Source organism: Actinomadura gamaensis (assembly GCF_042652125.1).
In the GTDB taxonomy this organism is placed as follows: Bacteria; Actinomycetota; Actinomycetes; order Streptosporangiales; family Streptosporangiaceae; genus Spirillospora; species Spirillospora gamaensis.
This window is the reverse complement of record NZ_JBHSIT010000011.1, coordinates 67667-82557: the sequence shown is the minus strand read 5'-3', so window position 1 is coordinate 82557 and position 14891 is coordinate 67667. Positions and strand designations below refer to the sequence as shown.

Here is a 14891-nt window from a genome sequence, read left to right as displayed (position 1 = left end):
GAGGGTTCGCGGGCGATCGTTCAGGTTACGTTGCGCGCACAGACGGCCGATGAGCTGGCCCGAGACGACGGAGCCGGACCTGATCCAGGTTCGGCAGAGGAAGGAGACGAGATGAATCCGAGCACCAAACAGTTGCTCGTTCCCCGAAAGTGTGTACCCCCTACCGGATTCGAACCGGCGCTACCGCCTTGAAAGGGCGGCGTCCTAGGCCGCTAGACGAAGGGGGCCTGGCGGTGGGGTTCAGACCACCGTGGTGACCAGCATAGGGGACAAGGTGGGGGGACGCACAAACGGTTATGGGCGGGACGGTGGTGTCGTGGGCCACGCGGACGGCGGGGTCGTGGGCCACTGGGAGGCGGGGAGGGAGGGGAAGGGGGAGGACGGGGTGGGGGCCGGGGCCGGGGTGGGCGGGGTGATGGTGCGGTCGGGCTTGGGTTCGAGGTGGCGTTCGATCTGGGCGGAGGTGAGGCCGAGGCCGCCGAGGCGGAGGTCGTCCCAGCCCTGGAGGCGGTGGGTGGCGCGGCTGAAGTAGAGGACGGAGAGCTCGATCGGGGTGGGTTCCTCGTGTTCGAGGCCGCGGAGGCCGGCGCCGCCGGTGGAGCCCTGGACGAACAGGCGGGTGCCGGTGGGGAGGAGGGAGGTCTCGCGCTTGTGGAGGTGGCCGGAGAGGACGAGGGGCGTGAGGCCGGAGAAGGCGGAGCCCTCGGCGGGGTCGTGGGCGATCACGATGTCGGGTAGGGAGCCGGATGCGCGGAGCTTCTCGGCGAGGCGGAGGCCCTCGGCGTGCATCTGGGCGTCGCCGACGTTGTCGCCTCGGGTGGATTTGTCCGGGGTGTAGCGGGGGTCGCCGACGCCGTAGATGTTCAGGTTCTCGATCTGGCGGGTGGTGCCGTCGAGGACGACGCCGTTCTTCTGGCGGGCGACGGCCTTCTGGGTGCCGCGCGAGTCGTGGTTGCCGCGGACGTAGACGTAGGGGACGCGGAAGGTCGAGATGTCGTCGGCGAACCTGTCCTCGGCGCGGGTGCCGTGGTCCATGAGGTCGCCGCTGTCGATGATCAGGTCGGCCTGGAACTGGTTCGCGACCGAGCGGATGACGTCCCAGGCGGCCGGGTTCAGGTGGATGTCGGAGACGTGCACGATCCGCAGGGTGGACGGGTCGGGCTCGTAGGTCGGCAGGGTGGACGTCGCGGCGTACAGGCGGGACATGTTGCCGACCAGGCGGGCGAGCTGCGCGCGGTAGGACGTGAAGCGCTCGACGAGGTTGCGGGCGTCGCCGACGACGCGGGGCGCGTTCGCGAGCAGGCCGGTGTAGCGGGGTTCGGCGAGGGATCTCGGGCTGAAGGACAGCCAGGCGACGAGGGAGATCGCGATCATGCCGGCGAGGGCGACGCCCGCGCCGGACAAAGCGCGCTTCCAGGAGCGGAAGACGAGGAGGCCCGCGACGAACGCGCTGGCCAGGGCGGCGAGGACGGCCTTGAGGAGCATGATCCAGATGCCGTGCCAGAGCTGCCCGGCGATCCGGTCGGTCATCTGCTGGTCGGACACGTTGGAGCTCTCGATGAACTCGCGGGCCGCGGCCAGCCGCAGCTCGGTGACCTGGGCGCGCAGCGCGATCGGGCCCCAGTGCGTGTCGAGGTGGAGGGAGCCGAGCGGCGGGATCGCGATGGTCGTCCCGCCGTGCCAGGACGCCCGCAGCGTCAGCGCCACGTTCGTCGGGCCGACGGGGGTGTCGACGCGTCCGCCCAGGAGCAGGCCGGCGAAGCCGCCGAGCAGGCCGACGGCGATCACGAGGAGGACGCGGCCGGTGCGGCGCATCCGCGGCGTCCTCAGGCGGGCGGCGATCGGGTGCAGGGGCGCGGCGAGGCGGGTCCGGGCCGCTGACAGGCGGGCGCGGGCCGGCCCGAGGCGGGTGCGGGCCGCTGACAGGCGGGTGCGGGCCGAGGCGAGGCGGGCGCGGGCGGGAGCGGGCAGGCGGACGCGGGAGACCGAAGCGGTGGGCTTCCGGCTGCGCGGCAAGGTGTGTCCCTCCGTGGAGCAGAATGGGCGTGTGATCGAGATGTCGCGGGACGCCTTCGAGGACCTGGTGTCGCAGGCCCTCGACTCCATCCCGGCCGAGCTGACCGCGCACATGCGCAACGTCGTGATCGTGGTCGAGGACGTCGCGCCCGAACCCGGCCTGCTCGGTCTTTATCAGGGGGTACCCCTCACCGAGCGCGGTGACTGGTACGCCGGGGTCCTGCCCGATCACATTTCGATCTACCGCGACCAGATCCTGCGAATCTGCGCGACGCCCGAGGACGTCGTGGAGGAGGTCCGGATCACCGTGGTGCACGAGATCGCCCACCATTTCGGCATCGACGACGCGCGGCTGCACGAGCTCGGGTACTGACCCCCGGACGTGAACACGCAGATCACAGGGCGGTCAAGGCGTCCGTCCGGCAATGTGTGCCACGAATTGGGCACGGTAGGTCACATAACTGCCACGCAGCGTGAGTTAATGGAGGGAGGGAGAGCGGAGCGGAGAGCGCGTGGCTGGACGGCAGAGCGGTCGGCACCGGCGGCCGCCGGAGGCGCAGGCCACCTATCGCGAGGTGTTCGCGGTGGGCGAGTTCCGCGCGCTCTGGCTCGCGCAGGTGCTGTCGTTCATCGGCGACCAGCTCGCGCAGGTCGCGCTCGCGGTCCTGGTCTACCAGCGGACCGGGTCCGCGCTGTACACGGCGCTCACCTACGCGCTGACCTACCTGCCGCCGATCGTCGGCGGGCCCGTGCTCTCGGGGCTCGCCGACCTGTTCCCGCGCCGGACGGTCATGGTGATGTGCGACGTCCTGCGGGCCGTCCTGGTCGCGCTGATGGCGCTGCGCGCGCTGCCGTTCGGGGTGCTGTGCGTCCTGGTGTTCTTCACCGTCCTGCTCGGCGCGCCGTTCACCGCCGCGCGCGCCGCCCTGCTCCCGGACGTCCTGGACGGTGACAGATATGTGGCCGGATCGGCCATCAACAACATCACCCACCAGGCGACCCAGATGCTCGGATTCGTCGCGGGCGGCGCGATCGTCGCCGCGGTCGGGACGTACGAGGCGCTCGGCATCGACGCGGTCACGTTCGGCGCGTCCGCGCTGATCCTGCTCGCGGGGCTGCGCGGCAGGCCCGCGCCGCGCGCGCGTGAGCGCAAGACGATGAACCTGTGGCGCGGCACGCGGGACGGCGCGCGCCTGGTGTTCGGCGATCCGGTGCTCCGCGCGCTCGTCTCGTTCGCCTGGCTGTGCACGTTCTACGTCCTGCCGGAGGGCCTCGCCGCGCCCTACGCGGCGACCTTCGACCGGGGCGCGGTGACCGTCGGCGTGCTGATGTCGGCGATGCCGACCGGGATGGTCGTCGGCGCGTTCGTGTTCAGCCGGTTCGTCCGCCCGACGAACCGGCTGCGGTCGATGGGCTGGATGGCCATGCTCGCCTGCGCGCCGCTGATCGCCGCGGGCGCGCATCCGCCGCTGTGGGGCGTGCTGGCGATCTACGCGCTGTCCGGGGTGGGCAGCGCCTTCCAGCTCGCGGCGAACGCGGCGTTCGTCGCGGCCGTCCCGCCGGGCGGCCGGGCCCAGGCGTTCGGACTCGCCCAGTCCGGCATCCTGGCCGGCCAGGGCATCGGCATCCTCGCGGGCGGCGCGGCCGCGCAGTACCTCGGCCCGGAGACCGTCGTCGCGCTCGCCGGAGTGCTCGGACTGTCGATCGCGGCGATGCTCACCCTCACCTGGAACCAGGTGCGCGGCACGCTGATCGCCGCCTCCCGCGACCGGACGGAGAGCCACCCTGTCCACGCCTCGCGGGCCGCCGAGCGGGTCCCGGACGACGCGTCCTCGCGCGAGCCCGCCGCCGTCCTCGACCCGCCCCGCGCCGAGCCGAGTCCCGCCACCCCGAACACCACCGACTCGTACGCCGCCGACTCGTACGCCGAGAACCCGCGCGCTACTGACGCGCGCGCCGCTGACTCGCGCGGTGCTGACCCGCGCGTCGTGAACCCAGGCGCCGCCGCTGACTCGCGCGGTGTTGATCCGCGCGTCGCCAATCCGAGCGCCGCTGACCTGCGCGGGGTTGACCCGCGTGTCGCGAATCCGGGTGCTGCCGACCTGCGCGGTGTTGATCCGCGCGTTGCGGACCCGGGCGCCGCTGACGCGCGGGCGACTGGGGCGCGTGCGGCTGACCCGCGTGCCGCTGACCTGCGCGCTGCTGAAGCGCGTTCGGCCGACTCGCGGGTGGTTGACGCGCGTGCTGCGGGGGCGGGAGCTGAGGCGCGCGGATTCGACGTGGGCGCGGGCGAGGCGCGGGCCATTGAGCCGCGCGCCGCTGAGCAGGGCCGACTTGAGTCGCGCGCCGGTGAGTCGCGTCCACTTGAATCGCGTGCCGTTGAGTCGCGCGCCGGCGAGGCCGGCGCTGGTGAGTCGCGTGACTTCGAGGCGCGCGCTGGTGAGGTGCGCTCGTTCGACGCGCGTGCTGCCGCCCTGCGGGCGGCTGCTGAGCCGCGCGCCGGGGAACCGCGCGCCGATGAGCCGCCCGGTGCCGAGGCGCGTGCCGGCGAGGTGTGAGCCGCCGGCCGGCGCGTTGCCCGCGGAGGCGGGGACGGGGCGTCAGGAGCGCGGCTTGGAGGCGAAGGTCTCCTTGGCCTTGTGGGTCGCGTCCTGGGCGGCGTCCTTGGCGCGCTGGGTGGCGTCCTGGACGGTCGGGGACTCCTTCGCCTTCTGGAAGAGGTCCTCGGCGACCGAGGTCTCGGCGCCGTCCTCCGGCATGACCAGCCACGCGATGATGTAGAGCGCGATGCCCGCCCCGCCGAACAGGGTGAAGACGCCGAGGCCCAGGCGGACGAGGTTGGGGTCGACGCCCAGGTAGCGGCCGACGCCGGAGCAGACTCCGGCGAGCATGCGGCCGTCACGGGTGCGGCGGAGCTGCTTGGTGCTGTTCTGCGTGTCCATGTCTCGATCTTCTCCCTCCGAAGCGGGTGGCGGTATCGGGATTCGCCCTGAACCGACCCTGAGAGCGTCCCCGAAACGAGGGCCGTCGTACCCTGGCCGCGTCGCCCTGCCCCCGAACGATGGGATGCCCTCATGGACGTGCTGCGCGTGGACGACGGTCTCGGCGACGAGGAGCGGATGGTGCGGGACACCGTCCGCGCGTTCGTCGCCGAGAAGATCGCTCCGCATCTGCCGGAGTGGTTCGAGGACGGCACGTTCCCCGCCCGCGAGCTGGCCCCTGAGCTGGGCAAGCTCGGCCTGCTCGGGATGCATCTGACCGGGTACGGGTGCGCCGGGGCGAGCGCCGTCGCCTACGGGGTGGCGTGCCGGGAGCTGGAGGCGGCCGACTCGGGGCTGCGCAGCTTCGTGTCGGTGCAGGGCTCGCTGGCGATGGCCGCGATCCACAAGTTCGGCTCGGAGGAGCAGAAGAACGAGTGGCTGCCGCGGATGGCGGCGGGCGAGGCGATCGGCTGCTTCGGCCTCACCGAGCCCGACCGCGGGTCCGACCCCGGCGACATGCGCACCCGCGCGCGCCGCGACGGCTCCGGCTGGGTGCTGGACGGCGCGAAGATGTGGATCACCAACGGCTCGATCGCGGACGTGGCGGTCGTGTGGGCCAAGGTCGAGGGCGAGGGGATCCGCGGGTTCGTCGTCCCGGCGGGGACGCCCGGGTTCACGGCGTCCGACGTCCACCGGAAGCTGTCGCTGCGCGCGTCCGTGACGTCCGAGCTGGTGCTGGACGGCGTGCGGCTGCCGGGCGACGCCGTCCTGCCGGGCGTGACCGGGCTGAAGGGGCCGCTGAGCTGCCTGTCCGAGGCGCGCTACGGGATCCTGTGGGGCGCGGTCGGCGCGGGACGCGCCTGCTACGAGGCGGCCGTCGAGTACGCGCGCACGCGCGAGCAGTTCGGCAAGCCCATCGGCGCGTTCCAGCTCACGCAGGAGAAACTGGCCTGGATGGAGGTCGCGTTGGGGCAGGCAGGGCTGGTCGCCCTGCACATCGGCCGCGCCAAGGACGAGGGCCGCGTCACACCGCAGCAGGTCTCGTTCGGCAAGCTCGCGAACGTCCGCGCCGCGATCGACGTGGCCCGCGAGGCCCGGACGATCCTCGGCGCGAACGGGATCACCCTCGAGTACCCGGTGATCAGGCACATGAACAACCTGGAGTCGGTGCTGACCTACGAGGGGACGCAGGAGGTCCACCTGCTCACGCTGGGTAAGGCGATCACCGGCCTGGACGCCTTCCGCTGAGGCTCCGGACGGCCGTTCCGGACGCCGCGTGAGCCCGAACACCGTGTAGCAGTGCTTAAAGTCGTCCTGAAGGACAACTGACTGGACGGTCCGCGCGCGGGCTGGGCAGACTCTGTTGTCCCAGGTCAAGGCATGAGCGTAGGGAGCGGCATGAGAATCGGGATCGTCGGCGCCACCGGACAGGTCGGCGGGGTCATGCGGAAGATCCTCGCTGAGCGGAACTTCCCGGTGGACGAGCTGAGGCTGTTCGCCTCGGCCCGCTCGGCCGGGCGCGCGCTCCCGTGGGGCGACGGGGAGATCACCGTCGAGGACGCCGCGACCGCCGACTACAGCGGCCTGGACATCGTGCTGTTCTCCGCCGGGAAGACCACCTCGCTCGCGCTCGCGCCGAAGGTCGCCGAGGCCGGCGCCGTCGTGATCGACAACTCGTCCGGCTGGCGGATGGACCCGGACGTCCCGCTCGTGGTCTCCGAGGTCAACCCGGACGCGGCCCGCAACCGCCCCAAGGGGATCATCGCGAACCCGAACTGCACCACGATGGCCGCCATGCCCGTGCTGCGCCCGCTGCACGCCGAGGCCGGGCTGTCCGCCCTGGTCGTGGCCACCTACCAGGCGGTGTCCGGCAGCGGCCTGGCGGGCGTCGCCGAGCTGCACCAGCAGGCGCGGAAGGTCGTCGAGGGCGCGGACGCGCTCACCCACTCCGGCTCGGCCGTCGAGTTCCCCGAGCCGAACGTGTACGTCCGCCCGATCGCGTTCAACGTGCTGCCGATGGCGGGCTCGATCGTGGACGACGGCCTCGCCGAGACCGACGAGGAGCAGAAGCTCCGCAACGAGAGCCGCAAGATCCTCGGCATCCCGGACCTGAAGGTCTCCGGGACGTGCGTGCGCGTGCCGGTCTTCACCGGGCACTCGCTCCAGATCAACGCGCGGTTCGACCGTCCGATCAGCCCGGAGCGCGCCGCCGAGCTGCTCGCGGACGCGCCCGGCGTCGTCCTCTCCGAGGTGCCGACCCCGCTCCAGGCGGCCGGACGGGACGCGACCTACGTCGGCCGCATCCGCCGCGACGAGACCGTCGAGAACGGCCTCGCGCTGTTCGCCTCCGGCGACAACCTCCGCAAGGGCGCCGCGCTCAACGCCGTCCAGATCGCCGAGCTCGTCGCCGCCGAGTAAGGCTCGTCCGGCCCGCGGGCCGTCGTGACCACGGCGGCCCGCCCTGGCCAGCCCCACGCGGCCGGCCCGTGCCCGTCACCGCACTCGTCGTTCCCGCACTCGCCGGCTCGCATCGGCTGGCCTGCCAAGCGGGGACGCTCGTCGTCGCGCGCTGCTCGTCGTCGCGCGCTGCTCGTCGTCGCGCGTCGCTCGCGGGTCAGGTTCTGGCGCCACGGACCTCCAGGGAGTCGAGCAGGGCGGCGCTGATCCGGGTGATCTCCTCGACGGCGCGGTCGAACGCCTCGGCGTTGTGGGCGGCCGGGGCGCGGAAGCCGGAGATCTTGCGGACGTACTGGAGCGCGGCCGCGCGCACGTCGTCCTCGGTCACGTCCTCGGCGTACGGCGGGCGGAGCGTCTTGATGCTGCGGCACATGGGTCCATGGTGACCCACGCCACCGACAGATCCTTTCGTGGGGATTTGCCGAAGCCGCCCGGGCGCGGCGATCTCTAGTTTGGCGGGATGAGAACGCGCCGGATGCTCCCCGTCCTGACCGCCACGGCCGCCGTCGCCGCGATGGCCGCCACCGTCCCGTCCACCGCCGCGATCGCCGCGCAGCCCGCGCAAGGCGCGCAGCCCGCGCAGCCCGCGTCGCACGGGCGGACGGCGACCTGCGTCTTCACCCCGACGCCCGACAACCCGGCCGCCAAGCCCGTCCACCCGCCGAAGCCGAAGGCCCGCGCGCACGGCACGGTGGACGTCCGGATCTACACCAACCACGGCGAGGTCCGGATCCGCATGGACCGCCGGAACGCGCCCTGCGCCGTCCACAACTTCGTCAGCCTCACCAGGCAGCGGTTCTACGACCACACCCGGTGCTGGCGGCTGACGAACTCGGCGCGGCTCGGCGTCCTGCAGTGCGGCGACATCTACGCGGCCGAGAAGGGCGGGCCGGGTTACAAGTTCAAGGACGAGCTGACCGGCAAGGAGACCTACCCGCGCGGGACGGTCGCGATGGGCAACTGGGGGCCGGACACCAACGGCAGCCAGTTCTTCATCGTGCACACGCACGCGAACATCCCGCCCGCCTACACGATCCTCGGCAAGGTCACCAAGGGCATGCGCGTCCTGGACGAGATCGCGGCGGGCGGCATCATCCCGCAGAGCGGCCCGGAGGACGGCCTGCCGAAGCACCCCGTGAAGATCTTCAAGGTCACCGCGCACGGCTGACCGCGGGGGACGGGCCGTCCGGTCGTGGGCTGCGGAATGTCACGGATCGGGCGGCCCGTCCGTCATTAGGGTGGACGTCGAGCATCGATCTTGAGGAGTCGGATGACCGCCCACAACGACCGGGCCGCACGGCTGCGCGAGCTGCACCGTCCGGGCGACCCGCTGATCCTGCCCAACGTGTGGGACGCCGCGAGCGCCCGCGTCGTCGCCGAGGCCGGGTACCCGGCGCTCGCCACCGCCAGCGCCGCCGTCACCGCCATGCTCGGCTACGAGGACGACCAGAACGCCCCGGCGGACGAGATGTTCGCCGCCGCCGGACGGGTCGTCCGCGCCGCGGGGGACCTGCCCGTCACCGTGGACGCCGAGTCCGGATACGGCCTGCCCGCCGCCGACCTGGTCGCGCGGCTGGCCGCGATCGGCGCGGTCGGCTGCAACCTGGAGGACACCGACCTCGCCGCGGGCGGCCTGAAGGACGCGTCGGCGCAGGCGGAGTTCCTCGCGTCCGTCCGGGAGGCGGCCCGCGCGAACGGCACCGACCTGGTGATCAACGCGCGCGTCGACGTCTTCATCGGCAAGGACGGGCCGACCGCCGCCGACCTCGACGCCGCCCTCGACGCCGCCCTCGACCGGGGCCGCCGCTACCTGGAGGCCGGAGCCGACTCGATCTACCCGATCCTGGTCCGCGACGAGTCGGTGATCGCGACCCTCGCCAAGGAGCTGCCGGGTCCGATCAACGTCCTGCGCCTTCCGGGCATGGAGATCTCCCGCCTGGCCGAACTGGGCGTCGGCCGCATCTCCCTCGGCCCGCAGGCGCACCGCCACGCCATGGCCGCGCTCAAGGACTTCGTGACGGCACTCCGCCCCTGACGAGCCCCCGGCTGACCAGCGACGACACCCGCCCGGCCGCCGACTCCGCGACCGGGCGGTCCGCTGGGCCGATGGTCGGTCAGCGGACGCTGAGCCAGAGGCTGGCGGCCGACAGGGAGCGGTGGAACTTGATGTGCCAGCAGCCCGCGAAGGGGAAGCGGTAGACGACCGTCCAGCCGTCGCCGGGACGCGTGTAGGCGACGTTCCCCGGTGTCGGGCCGGACACCGGCGCGAGCGGCGATCCTCCCGGATCCTTCGCGCGGACCCAGAGACCTCCCTGGCCCGTCATGCGGATCGTGAAGCGGACGTCGCGTCCGGCCCGCAGGGGCATCTGGTCGGTGAGCGCCCAGAGGGTCGCGTTCCGGCCCGTCCCCTCGATCTCGGGCCGGCCGTGCCAGCTACCGACCGCGGAACCCGGTTTGCACTGGCGGTGGGACTTCACCGTCACCATTCCCACGGGTCCCCCCGTCACGGACCCGTGCGCGCATCCGCTCAGCGGCGCGACCGCGCACGCCAGGCTCGAACACGCCGCGAAGACGGCCCTCATCATCACGCCTCGCCCCCGCTCGACGCTTTGAGTCCCCTTTAGGGTCACTGTCCGGTATCGGCGCCCGCCCGTCCACCCCCGCGCGAACGCGGTGTACCGGTTCGGCCACACACGGACGAACCGCGAACCACCCGCCCGCGTCAAACAGACCCAGCCGAAAACCGTCCCCCGATGGACGATCTACCGATGGCCGGTACCGCTCGGGGCCCTTCCGGACGGGGGGACGACGACCGGCGCCGCCAGACGGACTGGCGGCGCCGGCGTGTCCGCATCCCGCATCCGCCACCGACCGTGCCGAGGAACGATCGGGGCTCGATCGGGGCGGGCGCTAGGTCGGGATCTCCTCGATGACCGAGACGCCTTGGGAGGCGTGGGGGCCGTAGCGCTCCCACTCCTCGCGGAGGCGGACGCGGCCGTCCGGGAGGAGTTCGGGGGTCGAGCGGACCCGGCCGCTGACCACCGTGGCGTCGGCGAGGACCTGGCAGTAGGCGAGGTCCAGGCTGTCGTCGGGGGTGCGGCGGCCGACCAGGTAGCCGCGCACGACGCGGCCGCCGTCGAAGTCGGCCCAGACGGTGTCGCCGTCCTGGTGGTAGCGGCCGACCGGGACGTCCCCTCCGGACGCGGTCTCGGCGGCGGACGAGCGGAACACCCGTCCCTCGTAGTCGATCGGCATCCGGGTCACCCCCACACGACGCTCGGCTCGGCGTCGCGGACCGTATAGACCTCCCGCTCGAACAGCGAGTTGATGATCGTCGCGGCCCGGACCGGGAGCAGGGTGAGGTTGGCGTCGGCGACGCCGTGGGTGAAGCGGGCCCGGTTCTGCACGAAGATCTTGTTGCGGTCGGCGCCCTTCCAGCGCAGCGAGTAGTCCGAGTCGACGATCATCTCGCCGGCGTCGTCGTGGTCGATCAGCTCGGTCAGCGTCGGCGCGAGCGGCGGCTGGGTGAAGGTGCGCCCGGTGGCGAGCACGACGTACCGGGCGGGGATCTGCTCGTGCCCGGTCGGCGAGGTGGCCTCCAGGACGAAGCGGTCGCCGTCGCGGGACGCCGAGGTGACGTCCCGGCCCGGCCGCATGGTCAGCGGGTAGCGGTCGAGCCGCAGCATCCCGTCGTAGTTGGCCTGGTAGATCGCCTGGAGGACGCCGGGGGTGATCGCGTCGCCGGTGAGCGTCTGGCCCTCGATGAGCCGCCGCCGCGTCTCCCGCGTGACCTGCTGGAGGAACTCGACGTACGCCGGACGGTAGAAGTCGTTGGCGGGCGGCGAGTCGTCCATCGGCTGGAACCAGGGCCGGCGGCCGAGCCAGGTGATGTTCGTGAAGCCGTGGCCGAGCAGCTCCATGACGCACTCGGCGCCGGTCTGGCCGCCGCCGACGACCGCGACGGGCGCCTCGCGGTCCATGGCCGGGAGGCGTCCGGTCAGCTCCTCGGGCACGAACGCGTCGTCCCCCTGGATTCCGGACAGGCCCGGCGGGACGTAAGGGACGCTGCCCAGCCCGAGGACGAGGTGGTCCGAGCGCGCGATCGTCCGCCCGTCGCTGGTGTAGGAGAAGCCGACTCCTTCGGTGTAGGAGATCTCGTCCACCGAGACGCCGTACTGGATGCCCTCGATCTGCTCGCTCGCCCACGCGAGGTAGCGCTGGTACTCGCGGCGCGGGATGACGTTGAACTGCGCGTTGATCAGCGCGTAGATCCGTCCGGTCGAGACGATGTAGTTGACGAACGACAGCCGGTGCGTGGGGTCGACGAGCGACACCAGGTCCTTCAGCCAGGACGTCTGCATCCGGACGTTGGACAGCAGCAGCTGCGGGTGCCACGTCGAGACCGGGCGGCGCTCCAGCAGGACGAGCCGGTGCGGCGCGACGGCCTCGAACAGCGCGGCCAGGCTCAGGTTCGCCGGACCGGCGCCGACGCCGACGGTGTGGTGGTGCGGGACTTCGAGTGCGGACATGGACGGTGCCTCCCAGAGGGTCATGCGGGGGTGCGGAGCCGCAGAAGCTCTTCGGCGGCGGTCCGGGACGCGGCCAGGGCGGTCTTCGCCGCGCCGCCGCTGCCGCCGGTGAAGGTCGACAGCCGGGCGGACGCGCCGGAGACCGGCCGCAGCCGCAGGCCGGGATCGGGGTGGTAGCAGTCGGCGGCGACGACGGTCCGGACGGCCGGTCCGAGCCGCAGCGCCGGGAAGGTGACGCGCGCGAGCGCGGACGCGGCGTGCGCGAGCGCCGGTTCGGGCCGCCGGTCGTCGGGGTCGACGTCGTAGCGGTCGCTGGGGACGCCGAGCAGCAGGTGGTCGCCGTACGGGCGTCCGTAGAGGCTGGTCGTCTCGTCCACGAAGGCGGCGCCGGGCCCGTGCTCGGCCTCGTGCACGGTGTACTGGACGCGCTTGGTGCGCAGCCCGTCGCGCGCGAGGCCGAGGCGGGTGAGCAGGCCCGGCGTCCACGGCCCGGCGGCGAGGACGACCAGGTCGAACGGCGCGCTCGCCGCGCCGTGGTGGAGGGTGAGCGAGCCGTCCGGTTCCTCGGTGAGGCCGGTGACCGGCGCGGTCGTGCGGCGTCCGCCGATCCGCAGGAGGTCCGCGACGATCTCGCGGCGGAGCGCGCCCGGCGAGATGTGCCCGGCGCGTCGCTCGACCACCGCCGGCGGACGGTCCGGGAAGCCCGGGGCGTCGGCGAGGACGGCCGAGCCGGGCAGCGCGGCGCACATCTCCGCCAGGTCGGACGGCGCGGGCGGCGGACCGGCCTGGATGTACACCGACCCGGTCTCCCGGTACCCGGCCCAGCCGCGCAGCAGGCGGCTGCCGTGCAGCTCGGCGAGCGAGGCGGTCGCCTCGCGGCGCAGCGCGGCGTCGGGCTCGAAACCGCGCACGATGCCCCCGGACGCGGCGGTCGCGTCGGCGGGCTCGGGCGGTCCGGCCAGCTCGACCTCGGCCGTCCGGTCGGCGAGCCGCACCCGCCACGCGAGCAGCGCCCCGGCGAGCCCGGCGCCGACCACGCAGATCCTCATGAGCCGTCCCCGGCGAGCACCGCATCGGCGGCCGAAGCCGCACTTTCGGTGGGTGCCGAGCCCTCGGCGGATGCCGCACTTTCGGTGGGTGCCGAGCTTTCGGCGGACGTCGGGTTTTCGGCGGGTGCGGCGCTTCCTGCGCTGGGCGGGGTGGCGGTGATGAGGGACAGGAGGGCGCTTGCTCGCGGGTCGTCGCGGTGGGGGAGGAGCAGGCGCGCGGCGAGGGACGGGTCGAAGCCGGACGGGGTGAGCGCGTGCCGGGCGCGTTCGAGGTCGGCGTCGGCGGACGGGCGGCCCGTCTTGAACGCGTCGCGCGTGAAGTCGCTCTCGTACCGGTCGGGACGGTCCTGGGCGAGGAAGAGGCGGATGTCGCCGGGGTCCTGCTCGTCCAGGAAGTCCAGCGCCCAGACGGCGTGGTTCCGGCTGGTCGAGAACTTGAGGCCGTCCAGCCGGTAGAACTCGTTCACGACCAGGCCGCGCAGCACGCCCGGCTTCACGCCCGCCGCCGCGAACACGGCGGGGATGAGCACGCTGTAGTAGAACGCGTTATCGACGCCGAGGAAGTGCCACAGCTCGTCCACGCCGTTCCAGGCGGCGACGCAGTCGGCGAGCGTGCGCACGGACGGGTCGAGAGCGCGCGCGATCACGTACAGGTAGCCGAACGCCATCTCGACCCAGACGTCGAGGCGCAGGTCGCGGTGGGGGCCGTCCAGCTCGATGCCCCAGTCGGTCGGGTAGGCGACGGGGACGGCGGGCAGGCCGTCCGCGAGGAGCCGCCGGACGAGATCGACCACGCGCGGGTGCAGTTCGGCCTCCGCCCAGACGCGGGTGAGCTGGTCGCGGTGATCCTCCAGGCGCAGCACGGGCACCCGCGCCGTGTACTCCTCCGGGATCGCGTCGCAGCAGGTCGAGCGGGCTTCGCGGAGCGTCGCGGCGGTGTTGTAGGCCATGCACGCCTCGCACGCGCCGCCGGCGGCGCCCGCCCCGCACGTCCCGCAGAGGCCCGCGACGTACGCGTGGTGCATCGTCCGCCCGCAGGACGGGCAGCGATGCAGGACGGTCTCCTCACCGGCAGCGGCACCGACGCCGCCGCCGTCGAACAGCTCGCCGACGAGCCGCCGGACGCCGTCGCGGTAGTCGGCGTCCTCGGTCGGATCGAGCAGGACGTCGTACTCGATGCGGGCCTTGGCGAAGGCCGTCCGGATCTGGTCGGAGTAGTCGCGCACGGTCTCGTCCACCGGACGGCCCAGCGCCTCGGCCTTCGCCAGGACGTAGTTCTGGTTGCTGTCGAGGCCGGTCATGGCCAGCACGTCGGCGCCGGCGGCGCGCAGGGCCCGCGCCGCGATGTCGCCCGCGACGTAGGGCCCGCTGAGGTGCCCGACGTGCAGCGGGCCGTTCGGCGTCGGCGGGGGCGTGGTGATGACGACCGTCATTCCGCCATCTCCTCCTCCGGCATCCAGTAGATGCTCAGCAGCACCAGCGGCTCGCTGTCGGAGCGGTTGTGGATGACGTGCGGCTCGCGGCTGGGCAGCAGGACCGCCGCGCCCTGCGCCGCCTCGGTCCGCTCGCCGCTCTCCGGCGACTCGTAGTCGGCGTGGCCGGACGCCACCACCGACAGCTCGACCTCCGGATGCTGGTCGCGCTCGCTCGACCCGCCGGGCGGGATCACGCACCACATCGCGTCGAACGGCAGCTCGCGGTCGGCCGCGTACTGGCTCCAGCGGCCGATGCGGATTCCGTATTCCTCGGTCAACTCCGCGGAGGAATATTGCAACTTCTGCACGCGATCTCCCGTCAATCGTCGTCCGAATCGAGGCGGCCGCCACGGAGGGATTGTGACCCGGATAAGACGCTTTCCC

The 14891-nt window shown here is 72.9% G+C and carries 14 protein-coding genes, 1 tRNA gene and 2 pseudogenes; 6 read left to right on the top strand and 11 right to left on the bottom strand.

Annotated elements, in window-relative coordinates:
• Positions 1 to 154 precede the first annotated feature (154 nt).
• Positions 155 to 227, bottom strand: a tRNA-Glu gene (locus ACFPCY_RS32485).
• 67 nt (positions 228 to 294) lie between these two features.
• Complete coding sequence (locus ACFPCY_RS32480) at positions 295 to 2016, bottom strand: metallophosphoesterase (RefSeq protein ID WP_378261615.1); 1722 nt, start codon at positions 2014 to 2016, stop codon at positions 295 to 297.
• Between the two features lie 31 nt (positions 2017 to 2047).
• Between ACFPCY_RS32480 and ACFPCY_RS32475 the strand changes: the two genes are divergently transcribed.
• Positions 2048 to 2389: a metallopeptidase family protein gene (locus ACFPCY_RS32475; protein WP_378261613.1), complete on the top strand. Its 342-nt coding sequence runs from the start codon at positions 2048 to 2050 to the stop codon at positions 2387 to 2389.
• A 139-nt stretch (positions 2390 to 2528) separates the two neighbouring features.
• Positions 2529 to 3686 (top strand): annotated as a pseudogene (locus tag ACFPCY_RS32470) (MFS transporter); the annotation flags it as partial.
• A 684-nt stretch (positions 3687 to 4370) separates the two neighbouring features.
• On the opposite strand, the pseudogene ACFPCY_RS32465 reads toward ACFPCY_RS32470, so the two are convergent.
• Together ACFPCY_RS32465 and ACFPCY_RS32460 are read right to left on the bottom strand one after the other, a co-directional pair.
• Positions 4371 to 4535 (bottom strand): annotated as a pseudogene (locus tag ACFPCY_RS32465) (pentapeptide repeat-containing protein); the annotation flags it as partial.
• An 81-nt stretch (positions 4536 to 4616) separates the two neighbouring features.
• Positions 4617 to 4958 carry a PspC domain-containing protein gene (locus tag ACFPCY_RS32460; RefSeq protein WP_378261611.1) on the bottom strand — a complete coding sequence of 114 codons (342 nt, stop codon included), beginning with the start codon at positions 4956 to 4958 and terminating at the stop codon, positions 4617 to 4619.
• 132 nt (positions 4959 to 5090) lie between these two features.
• Here ACFPCY_RS32460 and ACFPCY_RS32455 point away from each other — a divergent pair, with 132 nt between their 5' ends.
• Positions 5091 to 6245: an acyl-CoA dehydrogenase family protein gene (locus ACFPCY_RS32455; RefSeq protein WP_378261609.1), complete on the top strand. Its 1155-nt coding sequence runs from the start codon at positions 5091 to 5093 to the stop codon at positions 6243 to 6245.
• Between the two features lie 150 nt (positions 6246 to 6395).
• Positions 6396 to 7415: an aspartate-semialdehyde dehydrogenase gene (locus ACFPCY_RS32450; RefSeq protein WP_378261607.1), complete on the top strand. Its 1020-nt coding sequence runs from the start codon at positions 6396 to 6398 to the stop codon at positions 7413 to 7415.
• A 196-nt stretch (positions 7416 to 7611) separates the two neighbouring features.
• Here the strand turns inward: ACFPCY_RS32450 and ACFPCY_RS32445 are convergent, their stop codons facing one another.
• Entirely contained in the window at positions 7612 to 7827 is a 216-nt protein-coding gene (locus ACFPCY_RS32445; RefSeq protein WP_378261605.1) for a DUF2277 domain-containing protein, read from the bottom strand.
• An 87-nt stretch (positions 7828 to 7914) separates the two neighbouring features.
• Here ACFPCY_RS32445 and ACFPCY_RS32440 point away from each other — a divergent pair, with 87 nt between their 5' ends.
• Together ACFPCY_RS32440 and ACFPCY_RS32435 are read left to right on the top strand one after the other, a co-directional pair.
• Positions 7915 to 8622 carry a peptidylprolyl isomerase gene (locus ACFPCY_RS32440; RefSeq protein WP_378261603.1) on the top strand — a complete coding sequence of 236 codons (708 nt, stop codon included), beginning with the start codon at positions 7915 to 7917 and terminating at the stop codon, positions 8620 to 8622.
• A gap of 102 nt (positions 8623 to 8724) precedes the next feature.
• A complete protein-coding gene (locus tag ACFPCY_RS32435; RefSeq protein ID WP_378261601.1) occupies positions 8725 to 9489 on the top strand; it encodes an isocitrate lyase/PEP mutase family protein in 765 nt (254 codons plus the stop codon).
• A gap of 79 nt (positions 9490 to 9568) precedes the next feature.
• On the opposite strand, the gene ACFPCY_RS32430 is transcribed toward ACFPCY_RS32435, so the two are convergent.
• From ACFPCY_RS32430 to ACFPCY_RS32405, 6 genes are all read right to left on the bottom strand, one after another.
• Positions 9569 to 9946 (bottom strand): hypothetical protein, encoded by a 378-nt coding sequence (locus ACFPCY_RS32430; RefSeq protein ID WP_378261599.1) that lies wholly within the window; start codon positions 9944 to 9946, stop codon positions 9569 to 9571.
• A 418-nt stretch (positions 9947 to 10364) separates the two neighbouring features.
• Positions 10365 to 10709, bottom strand: a complete 345-nt coding sequence (locus ACFPCY_RS32425) for an avidin-fold protein (protein WP_378261597.1) — start codon at positions 10707 to 10709, stop codon at positions 10365 to 10367.
• A gap of 5 nt (positions 10710 to 10714) precedes the next feature.
• Positions 10715 to 11983 (bottom strand): lysine N(6)-hydroxylase/L-ornithine N(5)-oxygenase family protein, encoded by a 1269-nt coding sequence (locus ACFPCY_RS32420; RefSeq protein ID WP_378261595.1) that lies wholly within the window; start codon positions 11981 to 11983, stop codon positions 10715 to 10717.
• A 20-nt stretch (positions 11984 to 12003) separates the two neighbouring features.
• Positions 12004 to 13032 (bottom strand): NAD(P)/FAD-dependent oxidoreductase, encoded by a 1029-nt coding sequence (locus ACFPCY_RS32415; RefSeq protein WP_378261593.1) that lies wholly within the window; start codon positions 13030 to 13032, stop codon positions 12004 to 12006.
• Complete coding sequence (locus ACFPCY_RS32410) at positions 13029 to 14465, bottom strand: class I tRNA ligase family protein (protein WP_378261591.1); 1437 nt, start codon at positions 14463 to 14465, stop codon at positions 13029 to 13031. Before ACFPCY_RS32410 ends, ACFPCY_RS32415 begins: the two co-directional genes overlap by 4 nt.
• Entirely contained in the window at positions 14462 to 14815 is a 354-nt protein-coding gene (locus ACFPCY_RS32405; RefSeq protein ID WP_378261589.1) for a cupin domain-containing protein, read from the bottom strand. Before ACFPCY_RS32405 ends, ACFPCY_RS32410 begins: the two co-directional genes overlap by 4 nt.
• Positions 14816 to 14891: the final 76 nt, after the last annotated feature.

Excerpts from the sequence above, each read along its gene's own strand:
- ACFPCY_RS32460 (WP_378261611.1), bottom strand. The coding sequence starts at position 4,958 with ATGGACACGCAGAACAGCACCAAGCAGCTCCGCCGCACCCGTGACGGC.
- ACFPCY_RS32455 (WP_378261609.1), top strand. The coding sequence starts at position 5,091 with ATGGACGTGCTGCGCGTGGACGACGGTCTCGGCGACGAGGAGCGGATG.
- ACFPCY_RS32450 (WP_378261607.1), top strand. The coding sequence starts at position 6,396 with ATGAGAATCGGGATCGTCGGCGCCACCGGACAGGTCGGCGGGGTCATG.
- ACFPCY_RS32445 (WP_378261605.1), bottom strand. The coding sequence starts at position 7,827 with ATGTGCCGCAGCATCAAGACGCTCCGCCCGCCGTACGCCGAGGACGTG.
- ACFPCY_RS32440 (WP_378261603.1), top strand. The coding sequence starts at position 7,915 with ATGAGAACGCGCCGGATGCTCCCCGTCCTGACCGCCACGGCCGCCGTC.
- ACFPCY_RS32435 (WP_378261601.1), top strand. The coding sequence starts at position 8,725 with ATGACCGCCCACAACGACCGGGCCGCACGGCTGCGCGAGCTGCACCGT.
- ACFPCY_RS32425 (WP_378261597.1), bottom strand. The coding sequence starts at position 10,709 with ATGCCGATCGACTACGAGGGACGGGTGTTCCGCTCGTCCGCCGCCGAG.
- ACFPCY_RS32420 (WP_378261595.1), bottom strand. The coding sequence starts at position 11,983 with ATGTCCGCACTCGAAGTCCCGCACCACCACACCGTCGGCGTCGGCGCC.
- ACFPCY_RS32415 (WP_378261593.1), bottom strand. The coding sequence starts at position 13,032 with ATGAGGATCTGCGTGGTCGGCGCCGGGCTCGCCGGGGCGCTGCTCGCG.
- ACFPCY_RS32410 (WP_378261591.1), bottom strand. The coding sequence starts at position 14,465 with ATGACGGTCGTCATCACCACGCCCCCGCCGACGCCGAACGGCCCGCTG.